This window comes from Streptomyces sp. NPDC008079 (assembly GCF_042957385.1).
GTDB lineage: Bacteria > Actinomycetota > Actinomycetes > Streptomycetales > Streptomycetaceae > Actinacidiphila.
In genome coordinates this window covers 1-19,353 of record NZ_JBIBIC010000003.1, presented here as the reverse complement: position 1 = coordinate 19,353, position 19,353 = coordinate 1, and the positions used below count along the sequence as shown (strand labels likewise).

Sequence of the window (19,353 nt, the reverse complement as noted above, 5' to 3'; positions counted from 1 at the left end):
CGTGCTCCCGAAGGCTATGGGGACTTCCTCGGGATGCGCAAACTATTTTTCCGCCTCTTCTTCAGTTTCTTCGGAAGATCCTTCGGCGGCCTCGTTTCCGCCCGGTTCCTCCCCCGCGCACAGCGCCAGAACGTCCGCGCCGAACTTGTCGAGTTTCCGCGCGCCGACCCCCGCGATCTGCGACAACTCCGCCTCGCCGCCCGGCCTGACCTCGGCGATGGCCAGCAACGTCTTGTCGGTGAAGACGCAGTACGCGGGCTGGCCGAGCGCCTTGGCCTGTTCCATCCGCCACTCGCGCAGCCGTTCGTACAGCGCCTCGTCGAGATCCGAGGGGCAGTCCTCGCAGCGCATCAGTTTGATCTCGCCCGCCTCGGACAGCGTCCGGCCGCAGACCCGGCACAGCACCGGGCCGCGCCGCTTGCGACCGCCTGAGCCGCGCTCCGCGCCGCCGCTGCCGCCCGCGCCCGCGCCGCGTGCGCCGCGCGGCGCGGAGCCGGGGCGCAGCCCGTCCAGGAAGCGCGAGGGCCTGCGCCCGCCGCGCCCGCCGGGTGAGCGGGACAGCGCCCAGGACAGCGACAGGTGCAGCCGGGCCCTGGTCACCCCGACGTACAGCAGCCGCCGCTCCTCCTCGACCTGCTCGTCGGTCTTGGCGTAGGTGATCGGCAGCGTGCCCTCGGTGAGGCCGACCAGGAAGACCGCGTCCCACTCCAGGCCCTTGGCGGCGTGCAGCGAGCCGAGCGTGACGCCCTCGACGGTCGGGGCGTGCTGCGCGTTGGCCCGCTCGTCCAGCTCCGCGACGAAGTCCGAGAGGGTGGCGTCCCGCCGGGCCGCCGCGAAGTCCTCCGACAGCCGGACCAGCGCGGCCAGCGACTCCCAGCGGTCCCGTACCGCCCCGGAGCCGGCCGGCGGCTCTGAGGCCCAGCCGCGGGAGCTGAGCACCGCGCGCACCTGCTGCGGCACGGTGTTGTCGGCCTCTTCCGGGTCGGTGGACGCGCGGGCGGCGCCGCGCAGCAGCAGCCCGGCCTCGCGCACCTCCGGCCGTTCGAAGAAGCGTTCCGCGCCGCGGAGCTGGTACGGCACCCCGGCGTCGGCCAGCGCCTGCTCGTAGACCTCGGACTGGGCGTTGATCCGGTAGAGGACGGCGATCTCGCTGGGGCGTACGCCGGAGGCGATCAGCTCCTTGATCCGGCGCGCGGCGCCCTCGGCCTCCGCGGGTTCGTCCGCGTACTCGGAGTACACCGGCTCGGGTCCGGCCTCGCGCTGCGAGATGAGTTCCAGCCGGTGGGCGGCGGCCTGGCCGCGGGCCTTGCCGAGCAGGCCGTTGGCGAGGCCGACGACCTGGGGGGTGGAGCGGTAGTCGCGGACCAGCTTGACCACGGTCGCGTCGGGGTGCCGGGAGCGGAAGCCGAGCAGGAAGTCCGGGGTGGCGCCGGTGAAGGAGTAGATGGTCTGCGAGGCGTCGCCGACCACGCACAGGTCGTCCCGGCCGCCGAGCCACAGCTCCAGCAGCCGCTGCTGGAGCGGGCTGACGTCCTGGTACTCGTCCACCACGAAGTGCTGGTACTGCGACCGCACGGTGTCCGCCACGTCCGGCCGGTCCTGGAGCACCCCGACGGTCAGCAGCAGCACGTCCTCGAAGTCGATCACCCCGCGGTCCCGCTTGAGCTGTTCGTACGTGGTGTAGATCTTCGCCACCTCGGCCGGGTCGCGCGGCACGTCACGGCCGGTCTTGGCCGCCGCGGCCGCGTACTCCTCCGGCACCGTCTGCGTGACCTTGCACCACTCGATCTCGCCGGTGACATCGCGCAGTTCGTTGCGGTCCAGCCTGATCCGGCAGCGGGCTCCCGCCTCCGCCACCAGTTGCACCTTGCGCTCCACCAGCCGCGGGATCTCCCCGCCGATCGCCCGCGGCCAGAAGTACTGGAGCTGCCGCAGCGCCGCGGAGTGGAACGTCCGTGCCTGCACACCGCCCGCGCCGAGCTGCCGCAGCCGCCCCCGCATCTCCCCCGCCGCCCGCGCGGTGAAGGTCACCGCGAGCACGCTCGCGGGTTGCAGGATTCCGGCCCGCACCCCGTACGCGATCCGGTGCGTGATCGCCCGGGTCTTGCCCGTACCGGCCCCCGCCAGCACGCACACCGGCCCGTGCAGCGCCGTCGCGACGGCGCGCTGCTCGGGGTCGAGTCCGGCGAGCACCGCGTCCGCGGAGTCGGGTTGCGCGGGAAAGAGCGATTCGTGGGTTGTCGCAGTCACCCCGCCACTCTGCCAGGTCCGACCGACACCCCGGCGAAGTTATCCACAGCCGCCCGCGAAACCCGCCGCGCACCCCGCCCCGTAACCCCCTCGCGGCCGACCGGCCGCCCCCCGGAATGCCCACTCCCGCCATGGTGTTCTACTGGCGCAGAACCCCCTTCACCAACGCAGGCGACGAGGAGCGAGAAGCGATGTCGGGCACCGTGACCATGTACAGCACCACCTGGTGTGGCTACTGCCGTCGGCTGAAGAGCCAGATGGACCGCGAGGGCATCGCGTACACCGAGGTGAACATCGAGGAGGACGCGGAGTCGGCGAAGTTCGTGGAGAAGGCGAACGGCGGCAACCAGACGGTGCCGACCGTGCTGTTCCCCGACGGCTCCACCCTCACCAACCCGTCGCTGGCGCAGGTGAAGCAGAAGATCGGCGCCTGACCCGCACCGTACGTACGAGCCCGTCGTCGCCGTGAGGCGCGGCGGGCTCAGGCGTTGCTGCCGCTGGGGGCTCAGGCGTTGGCGCAGCAGCAGGCTCAGGCGTTGGTGCCGGGGCGGGGCAGGGGCTTGCCGTACCAGAGCTCGATGAGCCGGGCGGCGATGGAGATGCCGAAGGGCGGCAGCACTTCGCCGGACTCGAAGGCGGCGCGCAGGTCCTCGCGGGAGAACCAGCGGGCCTCGTGGATCTCCTCGCCGTCGACGGTGATCTTCGACGAGGTGGCGTGGGCGTTGAAGCCCAGCATGAGGCTGGAGGGGAAGGGCCAGGGCTGGCTGGCGACGTACTCGACGTCGCCGACGACGACGCCCGCCTCCTCGAAGACCTCGCGGCGTACGGACTGCTCGATGGACTCACCGGGCTCCACGAAGCCCGCGAGGGTCGAGAAGCGGCCTTCGGGCCAGTGGACCTGGCGGCCGAGCAGGGCCCGGTCCTCCTCGTCGGTGACCAGCATGATCACGGCCGGGTCCGTACGCGGGTAGTGCTCGGCGCCGCAGGCGGGGCAGCGGCGGATGTGGCCCGCGGCGGCGATGACGGTGCGCTCGCCGCAGCGGGAGCAGAAGCGGTGCATCCGCTGCCAGTTCTCCAGCGCCACCGCGTGCACCATGAGTCCGGCTTCCAGCGGCGACAGCAGCCCGCCGACCTCGCGCAGCCCCGCGGGACGCGCCTCCTCGTCCATCCGGCCGGGAAGGGTGTCCTTCTGGAGCGCGAAGTAGCGCACGCCGTCCGGGGCCGTGCCCAGGAAGTAGCGGTGCGTCTCGGTTTCCGGGGCGTCGAAGGCGGGGGTCATCACCAGGGCCGTACGCCCGTCGGGCCCGTCCTCGACCAGCACCTGGCCGCCGGAGACGACGAAGACGCGGGTTGTCGGGTGGCTCCAGGCAGCGGCCAGCCACGCCTCGTCCAGGCGGTGGTGCGCGGCTCGGTCGACGCCCTCGTGGGTGAGGGCGAGCGGTTGCGACATAGCGTCGAATCCGGTCAAGGCTGCTTTCAACTCCCGGTGGTCGTGCACATACGTGCAGCCTAGCTTGGCGGGGGTGGTCCCGATTTACGCGGTCGGGCCCCGCTTTCCCGCGGTCGGGCCCAGCAGCCGCTCAAGACCCTCACGGTCCGGCAGGTCCGGCGGCCGGATGACCGTCGCCGTGCGGATGTGGAGGAAGGCGGCGGTGACGCGGTCGAGCGGGACGCCCTGGTGCTCCGACCAGGCCAGGCGGTAGACGGCGAGCTGGAGGGGGTCGGCGTCGGTGGCGCGGCCGGTCTTCCAGTCGAGGATCTCGTAGCGGTCGCCGTCCCGGTACACCGCGTCCATCCGGCCGCGGATCACGCGGCCCGCCAGGACCAGGTGGAAGGGGAATTCGACCCGGTACGGGGTGCGGTCGGCGTACGGGCCGCGCAGGAAGGCGTCCTTGAGCGCGGCGAGGTCGCGTTCGTCGGCGATGTCGTCGTCGCCCTCGATGCCGGGGAGGTCTTCGGGCCCGAAGAGCGGGCGGGCGTCGAACCGCGACTCGACCCACGCGTGGAAGCGGGTGCCGCGCCGGGCGGCGGGCGCCGGGGGGCGCGGCATGGGCCGGGCCAGGTCGCGGGCGAGACCGTCGGGGTCGGCGGCCAGCCGCAGCAGCTGCGTCGCGGTGAGCGCGGCGGGCAGCGGCACGTCCCGTACGCCCGCCCGCGCCCGCCGCAGCTCGTCGGCGAGCGCGTCGAGGTCCCGGTCCCAGGACGCCACCAGCCGCGCCTCTTCCGCTACGAGACCGGGTTCACCGTCCCGTGCGGGTTCACCGTCTCGTGCCGGTTCACGTACGGGTGCGTCCTGCGCCCCGGGGCCCCGCGCCGGTACGTCCTCGCGTACGCCGTCCGGCTCCCGTACCGGCGGGCGCTGGGTGGGGAGCGCGTCCCAGTCCGCGATGTCGTCCAAGTCACCCACGTCGTCCAAGTCACCCACGTCGTCCATGTCACCCACGTCGTCCATGTCACCCACGTCGTCGTACGGCGGCTCGTCGTCCGGCTGGTCGTCCGGCTCCTCGTCCGGCTGATCGTCCGGCTCGTACGACGGCTCGTACGGCAGCGGCGCCGGGGAATCCGCGCCGGGGTCGGGGCCCGCGCCGGACTCCAGGTAGGTGAGGACGGTCTTCGCCGCCCGGCGCCGCCGTTCCAGGGCGGTCGGGTCGAGGGGCAGCGGCCAGGGGGGCTCGACGGGGGCGGCGAGGGCCGGATTCTGCTCGTCCTCGGCCGGGGGCTCCGCCCAGTGCTCGATCTCGCCGTGGCCCGCCTCGCAGTGGGTGCGCAGGGCGTCGAGGAAGGCGGACGGCTCGAACGGCTTCTTCTGGGTGGGGCCCCAGCGGTGGCCGGAGCCCAGCAGCAGGGAGCGCGGGCGGGTGAAGGTGACGTAGCCGAGGCGCAGCTCCTCCACGCGCTGGTGTTCCTTCATGGCCGCGCGGAAGCCGTCGAGCCCGGCGCGGCTCCATTCGGCCACGTCCGGGAGGGTGGCCGCGTCGCCGCGCAGCCCGTGCGGCAGCACTTTCGCGTTGGCGGGCCACAGCTCGCGTCCGCGTTCGCTCGGGAAGCCCTTGGCGACCAGGCCCGGCACGGCCACGACGTCCCACTCCAGGCCCTTGGACTTGTGGGCGGTGAGCACCTTGACGGTGTTCTCGCCGCCGGGCAGCGAGCTGTCGAGGCCCTTCTCGTACTGGATGGCGGTGTGCAGGAAGCCGAGGAAGGCCAGCAGCGTGGCCTCGCCGTCGAGGGCGGCGAAGCCCGCGGCGATGTCGAGGAAGGCGTGCAGGGTCTCGCGGCGGCGGGCGGCGAGCGCGTGCGGGGACGCGGACAGCTCGACTTCGAGGCCGGTGACGGCCAGGACCCGGTGGAGCACGTCCATCAGCGGGTCGGCGAGCGCGCGCCGCAGATCCCTTATCTCCGCGGCGATCCGGGCGAAGCGGACCCGTGCCTCGGGCGAGAACGGCAGGTCGTCGTCCGGGCCGTCGCTCCCGTCGGACCCCGGGGACGCCGATGCGAGGAATGTCTCCAGCGCGTCCGCCAGCGAGATCACCTCCGCCGGGTCGACGCCCTCGACGGCCGCCGCCAGCGGATCGCGCCCGTCCCCCGCGGCCCCGTACCGCACGAGCTGCCGGGCGCGGCGGCCGAGGAGGGCCAGGTCGCGGGGGCCGATCCGCCAGCGGGGGCCGGTGAGGAGGCGGACGAGGGCGGCGTTCGCGGTGGGGTCGTGCAGGACTTCGCAGACGGCGACGAGGTCGGCGACCTCGGGCAGGTGCAGCAGCCCCGACAGGCCGACGACCTCGACGGGGATGTCGCGGGCGACGAGCGCGGCGTGGAAGTCGGCGAAGTGCGCGGCCGTACGGCACAGGACGGCGATCTCGCCCGCGGGGGTGCCGGTGCGCACCAGGTGGGCGATGGAGTCGGCGAGCCAGGCCGTCTCGTCGTCCTGGGTGGGCAGCAGGGCGCAGCGCACCAGCCCGTCGCGTTCGGCGCCGGGGGCGGGCCGCAGGGCCTCGACGCCTTCGTGGCGGGCGCGCAGTTCGACGGCGAGGGTGTTGGCGAGGTCGAGCAGGCGCCCGCCGGAGCGGCGGTTCTCGCTGAGCGAGTAGCGGTCGGCGGGGCGGCCGTCGGCGTGGGCGAAGTGCCGGGGGAAGTCGTCGAGGTTGGCCACGGAGGCGCCGCGCCAGCCGTAGATGGCCTGGCAGGGGTCGCCGACTGCGGTGACGGCGTGCCCGGTGCCGCCGCCGAACAGCCCGGCGAGCAGCAGCCGCTGGGCGACGGAGGTGTCCTGGTACTCGTCGAGCAGCACCACCCGGTACTGGTCGCGCAGGATCGCGCCGACCTCGGCCCTGTCCTGCGCGAGCGTCGCGGACAGCGCGATCTGGTCGCCGAAGTCCAGCAGGTCGCGGGAGCGCTTCTCGGCCCGGTAGTCGGCGGCGAGCCCGGCGAGGTCGAGCCGGGCGCGTACCGCCTGTTTCACCTCGCGCGCCCAGGCGTAGCCGCGCGTGGCCGGGTCGATGTCGGCCAGTTCCTCGGCCAGGCGCGTGTCGTACGCCGTCAGCCGCTCGACCGGCACCAGGTGCTCGGCCAGTTCGCCTTCCAGCGCCAGCAGGTCGCCGACGAGTGCGGGCAGGCCCTTGGTGAGCGCCGGATACGGTCCCGGCGCGCGGCGCAGCACCTTCGCGGCGAGCTGGTAGCGGGTGGCGTCGGCGAGCAGCCGCGCGCCGGGCTCCAGGCCGATCCGCATCCCGTGGTCCTTCAGGAGCTGCCCGGCGAAGGAGTGGTACGTGGCGATCTGCGGGTCGCCCGGCGGGTGTTCGGGGTCGCCCTCCGCCGCCGGGTCCGGGTCGGGGTCGGTGATCCCGGCCCGCGCGAGGGCTCTGCGGACCCGCTCGGACAGCTCGCCCGCCGCCTTGTTGGTGAAGGTCAGGCCCAGCACCTGCTCGGGCGCCACCTGTCCGGTGCCGGTCAGCCACACCACCCGCGCGGCCATCACCGTCGTCTTCCCCGACCCGGCCCCGGCCACGATCACGCCCGGCGCGAGGGGTGCGGTGACGCACGCCATCTGCTCCGGGGTGAACGGGATGCCCAGCAGCTCCTTGAGCTGCTCGGGGTCGGTGAGGGGGGTTGCCACTCGGGTGAGGCTATCCGGCTCCGCCGACAGCCGTGGCGGCGGAACCCTTCATTCCGCGATCCGTACGACACCGCCGTCCGCACGCTGGGCGGCCCGTACGGCGGCCGTCGCTCCCACCGGGGCGCGGCCGTCACTCGTACCGGGGGCGGCCTTCGCTGACTCTGGGGCACGGCCGTCGCTCACACCGGGGCACGGCCGTCGTTCACTCCACCACCTGGCGTCCCTCCGGTCGCGCCGTACAGGCCGCCCGGAAGGCGCAGTTGGCGCAGTGCTGGCCGGTGGACGGGGTGAAGCGCTCGTCCAGGACGCGGCCCGCGGCCTCGGCCAGCAGCTCCTGCGCCCACTCCCCCGCCAGCGGTTCCTGGCGCTGCACGGCCGGTACGGTCTCGCCGCCCTCCTTGCGCGTCGCGCCGAGCCTGAGCTGGACGAGTTCGGCGCCGCCGGACGGCGGGCGGGTGTCGTTGAAGAGCGGGTCGACGGCGCCTTCGCGCACGGCGAGCTGGTAGACGGCGAGCTGCGGGTGGTGGGTGACCTCGGCCGCGGTGGGCTTGGAGCGGCCGGTCTTGAAGTCGACGACGTACGCGTTGCCCTCGGCGTCGGTCTCGACGCGGTCCATGCTGCCGCGGATCCGTACCCGGGCGTCGCCCGCCTCCAAGGTGACGTCGAAGCCGTGCTCGGTGGCGACGGGGGTACGGCCGCGCTCCATGACGTGCCAGCGCAGGAAGCGCTCCAGGGCCGCGCGGGCGTTCTCCTTCTCCTGCCGGGACTTCCACGGCGCGTCGAAGGCGAGGGCGTCCCAGACCGAGTCCAGCCGTTCCATCAGGACGTCGAGGTCGGCGGGGGCGCGTCCGGAGGCGACCTCGTCGGCCAGGACGTGGACGACGTTGCCGAAGCCCTGGGCGGCGGTGGACGGCGGTTCCGCCTTGACCTCGCGGCCGAGGAACCACTGGAGCGCGCAGGTGTTGGCGAGCTGGTCGAGCGCGCTGCCGGACAGGACGACGGGCTGGTCGCGGTCGCGCAGCGGGACCGTCGAGCGGGTCGGCTCGTACAGGCCCCACCAGCGGTCGGGGTGCGCGGCGGGCACGAGCGCGTACCCGTCGTCGTTGAGCGCCGCGAGCTTGGCCAGCCGGCGCGCGGCGGCGTCGCGCAGGGCCGGGGACGCGGCGGGGTCGACGGTGGTGGCCCGCAGCTCGGCGACGAGCGCCGCGACGGCCAGCGGGCGGCGCGATCGGTGGGTGACGTCCTGCGGGGGCACGCCCAGCTCGGCCAGGAAGCGGGAGGGCTGGTCGCCGTCGTCGTTGGCCGACTTCACGGCCGTGACCAGCAGGCGCTCGCGGGCGCGGGTGGCCGCCACGTAGAACAGCCGCCGTTCCTCCGCGAGGAGCGCGCCCTGGCTGAGCGGCGGCGCGAGGCCGTCGGTGCCGATCCGGTCCGCCTCCAGCAGCGAGCCGCGCCGCCGCAGGTCGGGCCAGACGCCGTCCTGCACCCCGGCCACCACGACGAGCCGCCACTCCAGGCCCTTCGACCGGTGCGCGGTCATCAGGCGTACGGCGTCGGGGCGTACGGCCGGGCCGCCGAGCGTGTCGGCGACGATGTCGTGCGCCGACAGCTCCTCGATGAGGTTCAGCGCGCCCCGGCCGCCGGTACGCTCCTCGGCCCGCGCCGCCGTCTCGAACAGCGCGCACACCGCGTCCAGGTCACGGTCGGCGTGGCGTCCGCCCGCCCCGCCCCGCAACGCCGCCCGCTCCAGCCTCCCCGGCCAGGGCGAGCCGTCCCACAGGCCCCACAGCGCCTCTTCCGCCGTGCCACCGCCTGCCAGCGTGTCCCGCGCGGCCCTCAGCAGCCCGCCCACCCGCAGCGCCCCCCGCGCATACGCCGGGTCGTGCGCCACCAGCCGCTCCGGCTCCCCCACCGCCTCCGCGATCAGCTCGTCCGACCCCCGCGGTACCGCGTGGCCCGCGGCCCGCTCCTCCTCCCGCAACGCCCGCCCCAACCGCCGCAGATCCGCGGCGTCCATCCCCCCCAACGGCGACGTCAGCAGCGCGACGGCGTCCTCCACCCCAACAACCACCCGCCCCACCCCCCGCCCGTCGCCCCGCGAAGACCCGTCGGGTGCCGCCGACGAAGCAGCGACCTCAACCCGCCCCTGCGGGCCGCCGAACGGCGCAGGCCCGGAAAGGGGGGCCGACGATCGGCCGGGCTCGGCGGGGCCGGCCGTCGACTCCGAGTACGCGCCGGGCCCTCCCGGCCCACCGGGCAGAGCGGGGTCGGCAGACCGCCCGTCCGCGTCCTCGCCGGACGCTCCCAGCCCACCCGGCCGAGCGGCGTCCGCGTCCTCGCCGGGCGTTCCCAAGCCGCCAGGCCGAACGGAGTCCACGTCCCCGCCGGGCGCTCCCAGCCCACCCGGCAGAGCGGCGTCCGCGTCCCCGCCGGACGCTCCCAAGCCGCCAGGCCGAACGGAGTCCACGCCCCCGTCGGGCGTTCCCGGGGCGCCGGGCAGGGTGGGGGGCTCAGGGGCAGCCGACTCGGCTGCGAGGCGGAGGGCGAGGAGGAGGGGGGCGACGGCGGGCTCGGCGTGGAGGGGGATGTCGGGGGCGTCGAGGTGGACGGGGACGCCGGAGGTGGTGAGGGCGCGGCGCAGGGCCGGGAGGGGCGAGGCGGAGCGCAGGAGGACGGCCATGTCGTGCCAGGGGATGCCGTCTTCGAGATGCGCGCGGCGCAGGGTGTCGGCGATACCGTCGAGTTCCGCGCCGGAGGTCGGATACGTGCGGACGGCGACCGCGCCGTCGGACCGTACGGCGTGCAGCGCGCGGTGCTGCCGTACGGCCGCGGCGGGCAGCTTGGGCAGCGGCATGCGGGTGGTGAGCCGCCGGGTGGCGTCCAGGAGTTCGGCCCCGGCGCGGCGGGAGACGGTGAGGACGCGGACGGCGGCGGCCTTGGCGTCGCGGGGCGGGAAGTCGGTGGGGAAGTCGAGGATGCCGTTGATGTCGGCGCCGCGGAAGGCGTAGATCGACTGGTCGGGGTCGCCGAAGGCGACCAGCGTGCGGCCCTGCCCCGCCAGCGCCTGGAGGAGCCGTACCTGCGCCGGGTCGGTGTCCTGGTACTCGTCGACGAAGACGGCGTCGTACCGCCCGGCCAGCTCCCGGTGCGTCTCGGGGCGTTCGGCGAGCAGCGCGGCCCGGTGGACGAGTTCGGTGTAGTCGATGACCCCCTGAAGGTCGCTGACCTCCAGGTATTCGTCCAGGAAGGCCGCCGCCGCGGTCCAGTCGGGCCGCCCGATGCGGCGGGCGAAGTCCGCGAGGGCGCGCGGGCCGAGCCCCAGTTCGCGGCTGCGCGCGACCACCGCGCGCACCTCGTCGGCGAATCCGCGCGTGGTGCGCGCGGCCCGCAGGTCGTCCGGCCAGCGGAATTTGCCGCGCCCGTCGCGTTCGAGCATGGCCTCTCCGGCCAGCAGCTCGCGGACCAGCAGGTCCTGCTCGGGGCCCGACAGCAGCCTGATCGGGTCGGCGAACAGCTCGGGCGCCTGGTGCTCGCGGACCAGGGCGTAGCAGAAGGAGTGGAAGGTGGTGGCGTGCGGTGCCACCACTCCGCCGGTCGCGCCGCCCGGACCGTCGGGTTCCGCCGCCGCCCGCGCCGCCAGCCGGTCGCGCAGCTCGACGGCGGCCTTGCGGCTGAAGGTGAGCACGAGAATCCGGTCGGGATCCGTCCCGGCCCGCACCCGCGCCGTGACCGCCTCGACGAGCGTGGTCGTCTTGCCGGTGCCGGGCCCCGCAAGCACCAGCAGCGGCCCCTGCCCGTGCTCAACCACCGCGCGCTGTGCCGCGTCCAGCACAGGAGGCGTCGCGGCCACCGGCGGCGTCCGCACCAACCGGTACCCGCCGCCGCCCGCACCCCGGTGCGCCTGGTGCGGCACTGCCGAGGTGGCGGAGGAGGCGGAGGAGACCGAGGAGGATGTCACGTGGTTCGCCGGTTCTGTCGGGGCCAGGATCAGATGCGCGTACGGATTCGGGTGCGGGATCGGTCACGTAGTCGGTCATGGGGTCGGTCATGGGCTCTGGCGGTCGTACGGGGACGCGTACGGGACCGCGTACCGGGTCACGTACGCCGCCGGGATCGCGTTCCCGGACGGGAGCTGTCGACGCTACGCCACGCGCGGGATGTACTCCGTACGGACGGCCGATGCCATCGCGGCGGCGCCGATGACGGAAGCTGGAGGACATGAGTCCCCGGCCGTCAGCCGCTGCCGCCCCCCGCGAGGTCGGCGGCGCCCCCGTCCCAGCGGGCCCTGCGCATGTCGACGCGCGGTATGTGCCCCTCGGCGGCCGGGCCGCGCTCACGCAGCGGGGTGCCCTCGGCGCGGTACGCGTCCAGCGCGCTCAGCTCGTGGCCGGGCAGCAGCGTCCCGTCGGAGCGCACGACACGCCACCAGGTCACGCCGCCGCCGTACAGCGCCATGACCCGGCCGACCTGTCGCGGACCGCCTTCGCCCAGGTATTCCGCGACATCGCCGTATGTCATCACGCGGCCGGGCGGGATCAGTTCTACGGTGTCCAGCACCCGCTCCGCGTACTCCGTGGGGGCACCGGGGTCGTACTCCTCGCTCATCCGAACAATCCTGCCCCAGACCACCGACAACGGGGGGTTCCGGTCCCATTCGCAGACCTCTCATGCCACCATCGTCCGGGCGGTGACTGGTGATACGAGATCAAGAAGAAGAGACGGCTGGGGAGCAGCAGCCGGGCGCGGAGCAGGCCGGACCGGCCGACCGCGCCCCCGACGCGCTGCCCGCGCACCCCGCCGCGCCAGCCGCGAACGGGGCCCACAGGGCGCGCCTGTCCGACCTGCCCGTGCCCGACACCACGCGTGACGCCGTGGCCGAACCCGCGACGGACACCGGCCCGGACGCCGACCGGGCCACCGCAGACGACACGACGCCCGAGGCCACACCCGACACCGCGTCCGGCACCGCGTCCGGCACCGCGTCCGGCGCCACGCCCGAGAAGACCCCGGACACCGCGTCCGGCACCGCCCCCGGCCCCGCTCCCACCCTGACCCCCGGGCCGGGACCCGGCACCGTCCTGGTCGACGAACCGCTGCTCGCCGCCCGCGTGCACCGCCCCGCCGACCTGATGCGCTTCCTGTTCGGGCTGCTGGGCATCGCGGTCGTGCTGGCCATCGCGGGCTTCGCGCACGCGACGACCACCGGCCTGGAGACGGACATCTCCAAGGGCGCGGACCACGCGCCCGACGCCCTGTCGTCCTTCGCGGGCCTGACCGCGAGCATCGCCGTACTGATCGTGCCGGTCGCCTTCGCGATCGAGCGGCTGGTCAAGCGGGACGGGCTGCGGATCGCCGACGGCGTCCTGGCGGCCGTCCTCGCGCACGGCGCCGCGCTCGCCACCGACTTGTGGGTGACCAGTTCCGCGCCGAATCCGATCCAGGAGGCGCTGACCCACAGCGCGCCCGGCGGCACCGGCCTCACCGACCCCGTGCACGGCTATCTCGCGCCCGTCATCGCCTATGTGACGGCGGTCGGGATGGCGCGCAGACCGCGCTGGCGGGTCGCGCTGTGGTTCGTGCTGCTGCTGGACGCCTTCGCGGTGCTGGTCGGCGGCTACACGACACCGTTCTCGATCGCCGTGACCGTGCTGATCGGCTGGACGGTCGCCTACGGCACGGTCTACGCGGTCGGCTCGCCGAACGTCCGGCCGACCGGGCAGCACCTGCTCGCGGGCCTGCGCCGGGTCGGCTTCGCGCCGCAGACCGCGCGCCGGGTCGAGCTGGACGGCCCGGAGACCGCGGACTCCGACCGCGGCCGGGCGTATCTGGTGACGCTGGAGGACGGCCCGCCGCTGGACGTCACGGTGGTCGACCGGGAGCAGCAGGCGCACGGTTTCTTCTACCGGCTGTGGCGGCGGCTCGCCCTGGTCGGCGGGATCACGCAGCGGCGCAGTCTGCTGTCGCTGCGGCAGGCGCTGGAGCAGGAGGCGCTGCTGGCGTACGCGGCCATCGCCGCCGGGGCCAACGCGCCGAAGCTGATCGCCACCTCCGAGCTGGGCCCCGACGCGGTGATGCTGGTCTACGAGCACATCGGCGGCCGGCGGTTCGACTCGCTCGCGGACGACGAGATCACCGACGACCTGCTGCGCGAGGCGTGGACGCAGGTGCGGGCGCTCCAGTCGCGGCGGATCGCGCACCGGCGGCTGGTCGGTGAGTCGCTGCTGGTGGATCGTTCCGGCAAGGTCGTGCTGACCGAGCTGCGCGGCGGTGAGATCGCGGCCGGGGACATCGTGCTGCGGATGGACATCGCGCAGATGCTGACGACGCTCGCGCTGCGGGTGGGGCCCGAGCGCGCGGTGGCCTCGGGGCTCGCGGTGCTCGGTCCCGACCGGGTCGCCAACTCGCTGCCGCTGCTCCAGCCGATCGCGCTGAGCCGGGAGACCCGGGCGCGGCTGAAGGTGCTCGGGCGGGCCCGCGCGCAGCGCGAGCGGGACGCGGTGCTCGCGGCGTCGGCGGCGGAGAAGGAGGCACGGGCCGCGGAGCGCGCGCACGGCGCGGAGGTGGCGCACGGCGGCGCGACGGCGGCGGTGCCGCCAGGGGACCTCAGAGCCGGGGACCTCAAGACCGGGGATCTCAGAACCGGGGATCTCAGAGCCGGGGACCTCAAGGCCGGAGACCTCAAGGCGGGCAAGCTCAAGGCGGGCCGGAAGGCCGAGCGCAAGGCCGAGAGCAAGGCGGAGAAGCGGGCCATAGAGGACGCGCTGGAGGAGGCCCGCGAGGACGACCTGCTCTCCCTCATCCGCCAGCAGGTGCTGCTGATCCGTCCGCAGGCGCCGGTCGAGCCGGTCCGTCTCGAACGCATCAAGCCGCGCACGCTGATCACGGTGATCGCGGGCGCCTTCGCCGCGTATTTCCTGCTCTCCCAGCTCAGTTCCGTGCCGATCGGCGACGCCATCGCCAACGCCGACTGGCGGTGGGCGGTGATCGCGGTCCTCGGCTCCGCGGCCAGTTACGTCGCCGCCGCGTGCGCGCTCTCCGGGTTCGTACCGGAGCGGCTGTCGCTGGTGAAGACGGTGCTCGCGCAGGTCGCCGGGTCGTTCGTGAAGCTGGTCGCCCCGGCCGCGGTCGGCGGTGTCGCGCTCAACACCCGTTACTTGCAGAAGGCGGGCGTACGGCCCGGCCTGGCGGTGGCGAGCGTCGGCGCCTCCCAGCTCGTCGGCCTCGGCTCGCACGTGGTGCTGCTGATGGCGTTCGGCTTCATCACCGGTACGGAGAAGACGCCGTCGCTGTCGCCGTCCCGTACGGTCATGGCCGGGCTGCTGACCGCGGGCGTGCTGGTGCTGGTCGTCACGGCGGTGCCCGCGCTGCGGAAGTTCGTCTCGACGCGGGTACGCGCGCTGTTCGCCGGGGTCGTGCCGCGCATGCTGGACGTGCTCCAGCGGCCCGCGAAGCTGATCACCGGCATCGGCGGCACGCTGATGCTGACGGTCACCTTCGTGATCTGCCTGGACGGCTGCGTACGGGCCTTCGGCGGCCACCTCAGTTACGCGGCCATCGCCGTCGTCTTCCTCGCGGGCAACGCGCTGGGGTCCGCCGCGCCCACCCCCGGTGGCGTCGGGGCCGTCGAACTCGCCCTCACCGGTGGTCTGATCGCCGCCGGGCTGCCGAAGGAGGTCGCCACTCCGGCCGTGCTCTTCTTCCGGCTGCTGACCTTCTGGCTGCCGGTGCTGCCGGGCTGGGTCTCCTTCCACCACCTCACCCGCAAGGGCGAGCTGTAGCGGGCGGGTTGACGTACTCCGCGGCCGGCCGGACCCCGGCGCCGTACGACGCCGGGAACCGGCCGGCCGACCCCGCCGACCGGTCCGAAGGACCGAATCAGCGGGCCCCGCGCGCTACTTGATGTCGGAGATCTTCTTCGTCGCCAGGTCCGACCGCACCTTGAGCGTCTGGTACGTCTCGTGGCCCTTCCCGCCGAACGTCAGGCGCACATTGGTGAAGGCGTGTCCCGCGCCGCTGCCCGCGTACGTCACGCGCCACGCCGTCGGTACGTCCTGGGCGCGCAGCACGCCGTCCGCGTGGTTCTTCTTCTCCCACGCGGCGAGCTTCTTCTGGAGGCCCTTGGTCAGGAAGTGCGACCGCAGGTCGGCGCCGAGGTGGCCGCTGTCGGTGTCCCAGACGGCGTCGATGTAGGACCCGTAGAAGTCGGCGACGCGTCCCGTCGTGGACTGCGGGCTGCCGGAGCCGATCACCGGCTCGGCCTTGGCGCCCTTGTGGGCCTTGTGCGCCGTGGGCGCCTGGTGCGCGACCGCGTGCCCGTGCCCAGTCGTGTGGGACTGCCCGGTCGTGCGGGACGCGGTCCGCGGCTGGGACTGCGCCTGCGCCGCGGCGGCGGGTACGGCGACCGCGAGCGCCACCGCGGCCGTGGTGAGGGCGATACGGCGGACGGTACGGGTGCGGGTACCGGTGGTGCGGCTCTGCTGCATGACGTGCCTTGCCTTTCGAAGGTTCTTCGAGGGCTCGGGTGCTCCGCGCCACGCGAAGTCGTCGTGTTCTCCGCGGTGTTCGACGCGTTCGAGCCCATTCGCTGCTTTTACGGCGTTTGTTCGGGACCCACCACTTGTATCCAATAGGTCGCCGACTATCCGTTAGGAGGGGTTGTGTCCTTGCCGGGTTGCGCGGCATCCGGGTGGAATCGGCGGCTGTGCCGTCGCGGTGACCCGCACGTGACCGAACCAGCACACTTCCCCTCTCAACACGGGCCGCCGCCTTGGGTACGTTGGATTCCACTTGGATACGGGGCCAAGGGGTGTTCGGCGTTCGATGTGTTGTTCGGCCGGTGCCCGTCGGTGCCCGGTGAGCACCGATCGGGAGCGTTGACCATGCGAGTCCACTGCGGCGCCACGGCCGCCGCGTTGACGGCGACCGCCGTCCTGGCGCTGTCCGCCTGCGGCGGCGGTGGAGGTGGCGGCTCCGACACGATCGACGGGGATTCGGCGAACACCGCCTCCCCCACCGCGACGGCCGCCTCTCCCACGGCGTCGGCGTCCGCCGAGCCGACCGCGCCGCCGGTGACGCAGGATCCGAACCTGGCGCTGCCGGGCGATCTGAAGCTGGTCTTCGACTGGCCCGCGCCGACCGGTCACGCCGAGGCCGCCGCGTTGGGCAACGCCGCCAACTTCATGCGCAGCATCGCCCACGGCATCGTGAAGCGGAATGTCAACGAGCCGCTGGTGGCGCGGTACGCGCAGCCGGGCGGCAGCGCCGCCGCGTATGCCCGTACGCAGATCGGGCAGGCGGTGGACGGCGGCTGGACCGAGACCGGCACCGACCGCTTCTACCGGCCCACGGTGAAGGTGACCTCGGCGAAGACCGCCGCCACGGTCGGCTTCTGCGACTTCCAGGGCAAGGTCTACGGCAAGGACGTCAGGTCGGGCAAGCTCCTCGGCACCGCGGTCACCGACAGCAGTTACGTGTACTTCACGATCGTCATGGCCAAGTTCCCCGCGGGGGCCGACCTGTGGCAAGCCGTGTCCGTCGATGCGAAAGCGAAGGCAACGCAATGCAAGGAGTGACCACCACATCGGGCCCGGCAACGGGCCTGCGCCGTGCGGCTCTTGGCGCGGCCACCGCGATCCTCGTGACGGCCGCCACGGCCACCGTCGCCGCCCCGGCCTTCGCCGACGTGCCCGGCGGCAAGACCAGCGGCTCGGGTGACGACAAGGGCAATCTGAGCGCGGGCGTCCAGGTCACCTATCCCACGGACACCAGCACGAAGGGCTCGGGAGGCCATTCGCTCGGCGCCGCCGACAATGTGACGTGGACGCCGCCGCCGTGCTGGATCGGCCCCGTCGCCGGCCCCGCCGAATTCAAGAAGATGGTCGAGAAGCAGGTCAAGGAGACCAACGAGTATCCGGGCCAGGCCAATTACGCCATGCAGGCCATGGACGAGTACAAGAAGCACTACTCGGAGGGCAGGACCTGGAGCGGCAACGGCGAGAAGGCGTACAAGAACTTCAACCTCGACCAGCAGGGCAAGGGCGCATTCTGGGGTCCGGTGACGAATCCCAACTCCGACAGCCCCGACCGCTTCGACTGCAACGGCACGCTGCCCTTCTGGGTCCCCAACGGCCAGCGCCCGCCCGCCGGTACGCCGAATGTGATCACCACGGAGATGCTGGCCAGGCTCGCCTTCGCGCACACCAAGGTGCCGGGCGTGGACATCCGGACGAATCCGGTGGGCACCCAGACCGTCAATCTGCCCACCTGGGTGACGCTGAACGAGAACTACGCGCCGGTCACCGTCAGGGCCGAACTCAACATCCCCGGCGCGCAGGCCATGTGGGCCGAGACGACGGCCACGCCGACCAGCGTCCACATCGATCCGGGGACGTCGGACGCCACCGTGTACCCGTCCTCCGCCGAGTGCCCCATCGGCAAGGGCGGCCAGGTCGGCGCCCCGTACACCGAGGGCGCCACCGGCAACCCGCCGTGCGGTGTGACGTATCGGCGCTCCACGCAGAGCACCGGCGCGTACGACCTGAACGTGACGGCCACCTGGAAGGTCTCCTGGCGCGGTTCGGACGGCGCGGCCGACAACCCGCCGCTGCCGAACGGTGTGATCACCCAGGACCACCCGGTCACGGTCCAGGAGATCCAGACCGTCAACCGCTGAACCGGACCATGTGAGAGGCCCGCCGCCCGGAGGAGTTCCGGGCGGCGGGCCTCGTTTCACGGTTCGAACGGCGCGATCCGGAGGACGGCGCGGCTTAGAACAGGTAGTTGTACGTGTTCCAGCCGCCGCCGATCTTCACGCGGGCCGCGAACGGGGCGCCGGCGTTGCCGGTGCCCTTGTACAGCCACAGGACACCCGACGTGTCGCGGGCGATCAGGTCGTTGCGACCGTCACCGCTGGTGTCGCCCAGGCTGAGGATCTTGTTGTAGGTGTTCCACCCACCGCCGATCTTCGTCCGCGCGGCGAACGGCGCGTCGATGTTGCCGGTGCCCTTGTAGAGCCAGAGCGCACCGCTGCTGTCGCGGGCCACGATGTCGGGCTTGCCGTCACCGGTGAGGTCACCGCGGCCGGCGATCTGGTTGTAGGTGTTCCACCCACCGCCGACCTTGCGCTTCTTGGCGAACGTGCCGTCCGCGTAGGACAGGTAGAGCCACAGCACGCCGCTGCTGTCACGGGCGAGCAGGTCCGGGTTGGCGGCGCCGCCGACGTTGCCCGGCGTCACGAAGGCGTTGTAGACGTTCCAGCCGGTGCCGATCACGGTGCCCTCGTCGGGCGAGGCCGCCGAGAAGATCCGGAGCGTGCCGCCGAACCGCGCGTAGACGTTCACGTGCGTGTCGTTGCCCGAGTTGTTCTTGAAGAACGCGTTGGCGCTGCCCATCCCGTAGCCGGTCTGGGTGCGGGAGCCGAAGCCGTTCGCCTTCGGCGGGTAGCTCCAGATCCGGCCGCTGGAGTCGCGGCCGTCGATGCCGAACGACCAGATCTTGTCGTCCTGCGCGGCGTTCGTGGAGAACGTCGAGACGCCGGGTGCGGCGGTGTGGCTCTGCGCGTCCTTGACGGTGGTGAGCGCGGGCGAGCCGCCCTCGGCGCTGGCGGCGACGGAGGCGCCCAGCACCATGGCGAGCGTGCCCGCCGTCACCGCGGCGGCCCTGGCCTTCATTCCCCGTCCGGTCCGCCGGTTTTTCTGCGTTTTCACGTAGTGGTCCCCCTCAGTGAAATGTCCCTGCTCCGTACGGATCACTCCGCACGGGAGCCCCTGACGCTACCTCCTTCGCCCCCCGGCTCTCTCATGGGCAGGTCATGGGTCCGTCACAGTTTCGATACCGTCAAGGGCATCTGGAACAACGGGACATGACGGGACGGCGGAGGGGCCCCGGGGGGGGGGCCCCGGGCCCCCCCCCCGGTCGAACCCGAACACAGGATTATTTCACAGGGGTATGGGGGGCGCGGGTGTTGACCACCCCCAACACGCCCCCCCCCCGGC

The 19,353-nt window shown here is 73.4% G+C and carries 11 protein-coding genes; 4 read left to right on the top strand and 7 right to left on the bottom strand.

The window, feature by feature from the left end:
* Positions 1 to 42: 42 nt before the first annotated feature.
* Positions 43 to 2,250, bottom strand: coding sequence for a UvrD-helicase domain-containing protein (locus ACFZAM_RS09505; RefSeq protein ID WP_391044315.1), 2,208 nt, complete (start codon positions 2,248 to 2,250; stop codon positions 43 to 45).
* Between the two features lie 191 nt (positions 2,251 to 2,441).
* Here ACFZAM_RS09505 and ACFZAM_RS09500 point away from each other — a divergent pair, with 191 nt between their 5' ends.
* Complete coding sequence (locus tag ACFZAM_RS09500) at positions 2,442 to 2,684, top strand: mycoredoxin (RefSeq protein WP_355348671.1); 243 nt, start codon at positions 2,442 to 2,444, stop codon at positions 2,682 to 2,684.
* Positions 2,685 to 2,779: 95 nt separating this feature from the next.
* On the opposite strand, the gene nudC is transcribed toward ACFZAM_RS09500, so the two are convergent.
* From nudC to ACFZAM_RS09480, 4 genes are all read right to left on the bottom strand, one after another.
* Complete coding sequence (gene nudC, locus ACFZAM_RS09495; RefSeq protein ID WP_391044313.1) at positions 2,780 to 3,700, bottom strand: NAD(+) diphosphatase; 921 nt, start codon at positions 3,698 to 3,700, stop codon at positions 2,780 to 2,782.
* 84 nt (positions 3,701 to 3,784) lie between these two features.
* Positions 3,785 to 7,360: a UvrD-helicase domain-containing protein gene (locus tag ACFZAM_RS09490; protein ID WP_391044311.1), complete on the bottom strand. Its 3,576-nt coding sequence runs from the start codon at positions 7,358 to 7,360 to the stop codon at positions 3,785 to 3,787.
* 202 nt (positions 7,361 to 7,562) lie between these two features.
* Complete coding sequence (locus ACFZAM_RS09485) at positions 7,563 to 11,318, bottom strand: UvrD-helicase domain-containing protein (protein ID WP_391044308.1); 3,756 nt, start codon at positions 11,316 to 11,318, stop codon at positions 7,563 to 7,565.
* Positions 11,319 to 11,593: 275 nt separating this feature from the next.
* Positions 11,594 to 11,965, bottom strand: a complete 372-nt coding sequence (locus tag ACFZAM_RS09480; protein WP_355348662.1) for an MGMT family protein — start codon at positions 11,963 to 11,965, stop codon at positions 11,594 to 11,596.
* 524 nt (positions 11,966 to 12,489) lie between these two features.
* On the opposite strand from ACFZAM_RS09480, the gene ACFZAM_RS09475 reads away from it, so the two are divergent.
* On the top strand, positions 12,490 to 15,138 hold the full coding sequence (locus tag ACFZAM_RS09475; protein ID WP_391044800.1) for a lysylphosphatidylglycerol synthase domain-containing protein: 2,649 nt from the start codon (positions 12,490 to 12,492) through the stop codon (positions 15,136 to 15,138).
* Between the two features lie 114 nt (positions 15,139 to 15,252).
* On the opposite strand, the gene ACFZAM_RS09470 is transcribed toward ACFZAM_RS09475, so the two are convergent.
* On the bottom strand, positions 15,253 to 15,843 hold the full coding sequence (locus tag ACFZAM_RS09470; protein ID WP_355348660.1) for a hypothetical protein: 591 nt from the start codon (positions 15,841 to 15,843) through the stop codon (positions 15,253 to 15,255).
* Positions 15,844 to 16,239: 396 nt separating this feature from the next.
* On the opposite strand from ACFZAM_RS09470, the gene ACFZAM_RS09465 reads away from it, so the two are divergent.
* Together ACFZAM_RS09465 and ACFZAM_RS09460 are read left to right on the top strand one after the other, a co-directional pair.
* Positions 16,240 to 16,932 carry a hypothetical protein gene (locus ACFZAM_RS09465; RefSeq protein ID WP_355348657.1) on the top strand — a complete coding sequence of 231 codons (693 nt, stop codon included), beginning with the start codon at positions 16,240 to 16,242 and terminating at the stop codon, positions 16,930 to 16,932.
* Positions 16,929 to 18,032 (top strand): hypothetical protein, encoded by a 1,104-nt coding sequence (locus ACFZAM_RS09460; RefSeq protein WP_391044306.1) that lies wholly within the window; start codon positions 16,929 to 16,931, stop codon positions 18,030 to 18,032. The genes ACFZAM_RS09465 and ACFZAM_RS09460 overlap by 4 nt, the downstream gene beginning before the upstream one ends.
* A 94-nt stretch (positions 18,033 to 18,126) precedes the next feature.
* Here the strand turns inward: ACFZAM_RS09460 and ACFZAM_RS09455 are convergent, their stop codons facing one another.
* A complete protein-coding gene (locus ACFZAM_RS09455; RefSeq protein WP_391044304.1) occupies positions 18,127 to 19,065 on the bottom strand; it encodes an FG-GAP-like repeat-containing protein in 939 nt (312 codons plus the stop codon).
* Positions 19,066 to 19,353: the final 288 nt, after the last annotated feature.

Excerpts from the sequence above, each read along its gene's own strand:
- ACFZAM_RS09500 (WP_355348671.1), top strand. The coding sequence starts at position 2,442 with ATGTCGGGCACCGTGACCATGTACAGCACCACCTGGTGTGGCTACTGC.
- nudC (WP_391044313.1), bottom strand. The coding sequence starts at position 3,700 with ATGTCGCAACCGCTCGCCCTCACCCACGAGGGCGTCGACCGAGCCGCG.
- ACFZAM_RS09480 (WP_355348662.1), bottom strand. The coding sequence starts at position 11,965 with ATGAGCGAGGAGTACGACCCCGGTGCCCCCACGGAGTACGCGGAGCGG.
- ACFZAM_RS09475 (WP_391044800.1), top strand. The coding sequence starts at position 12,490 with ATGCGCTTCCTGTTCGGGCTGCTGGGCATCGCGGTCGTGCTGGCCATC.
- ACFZAM_RS09470 (WP_355348660.1), bottom strand. The coding sequence starts at position 15,843 with ATGCAGCAGAGCCGCACCACCGGTACCCGCACCCGTACCGTCCGCCGT.
- ACFZAM_RS09465 (WP_355348657.1), top strand. The coding sequence starts at position 16,240 with ATGCGAGTCCACTGCGGCGCCACGGCCGCCGCGTTGACGGCGACCGCC.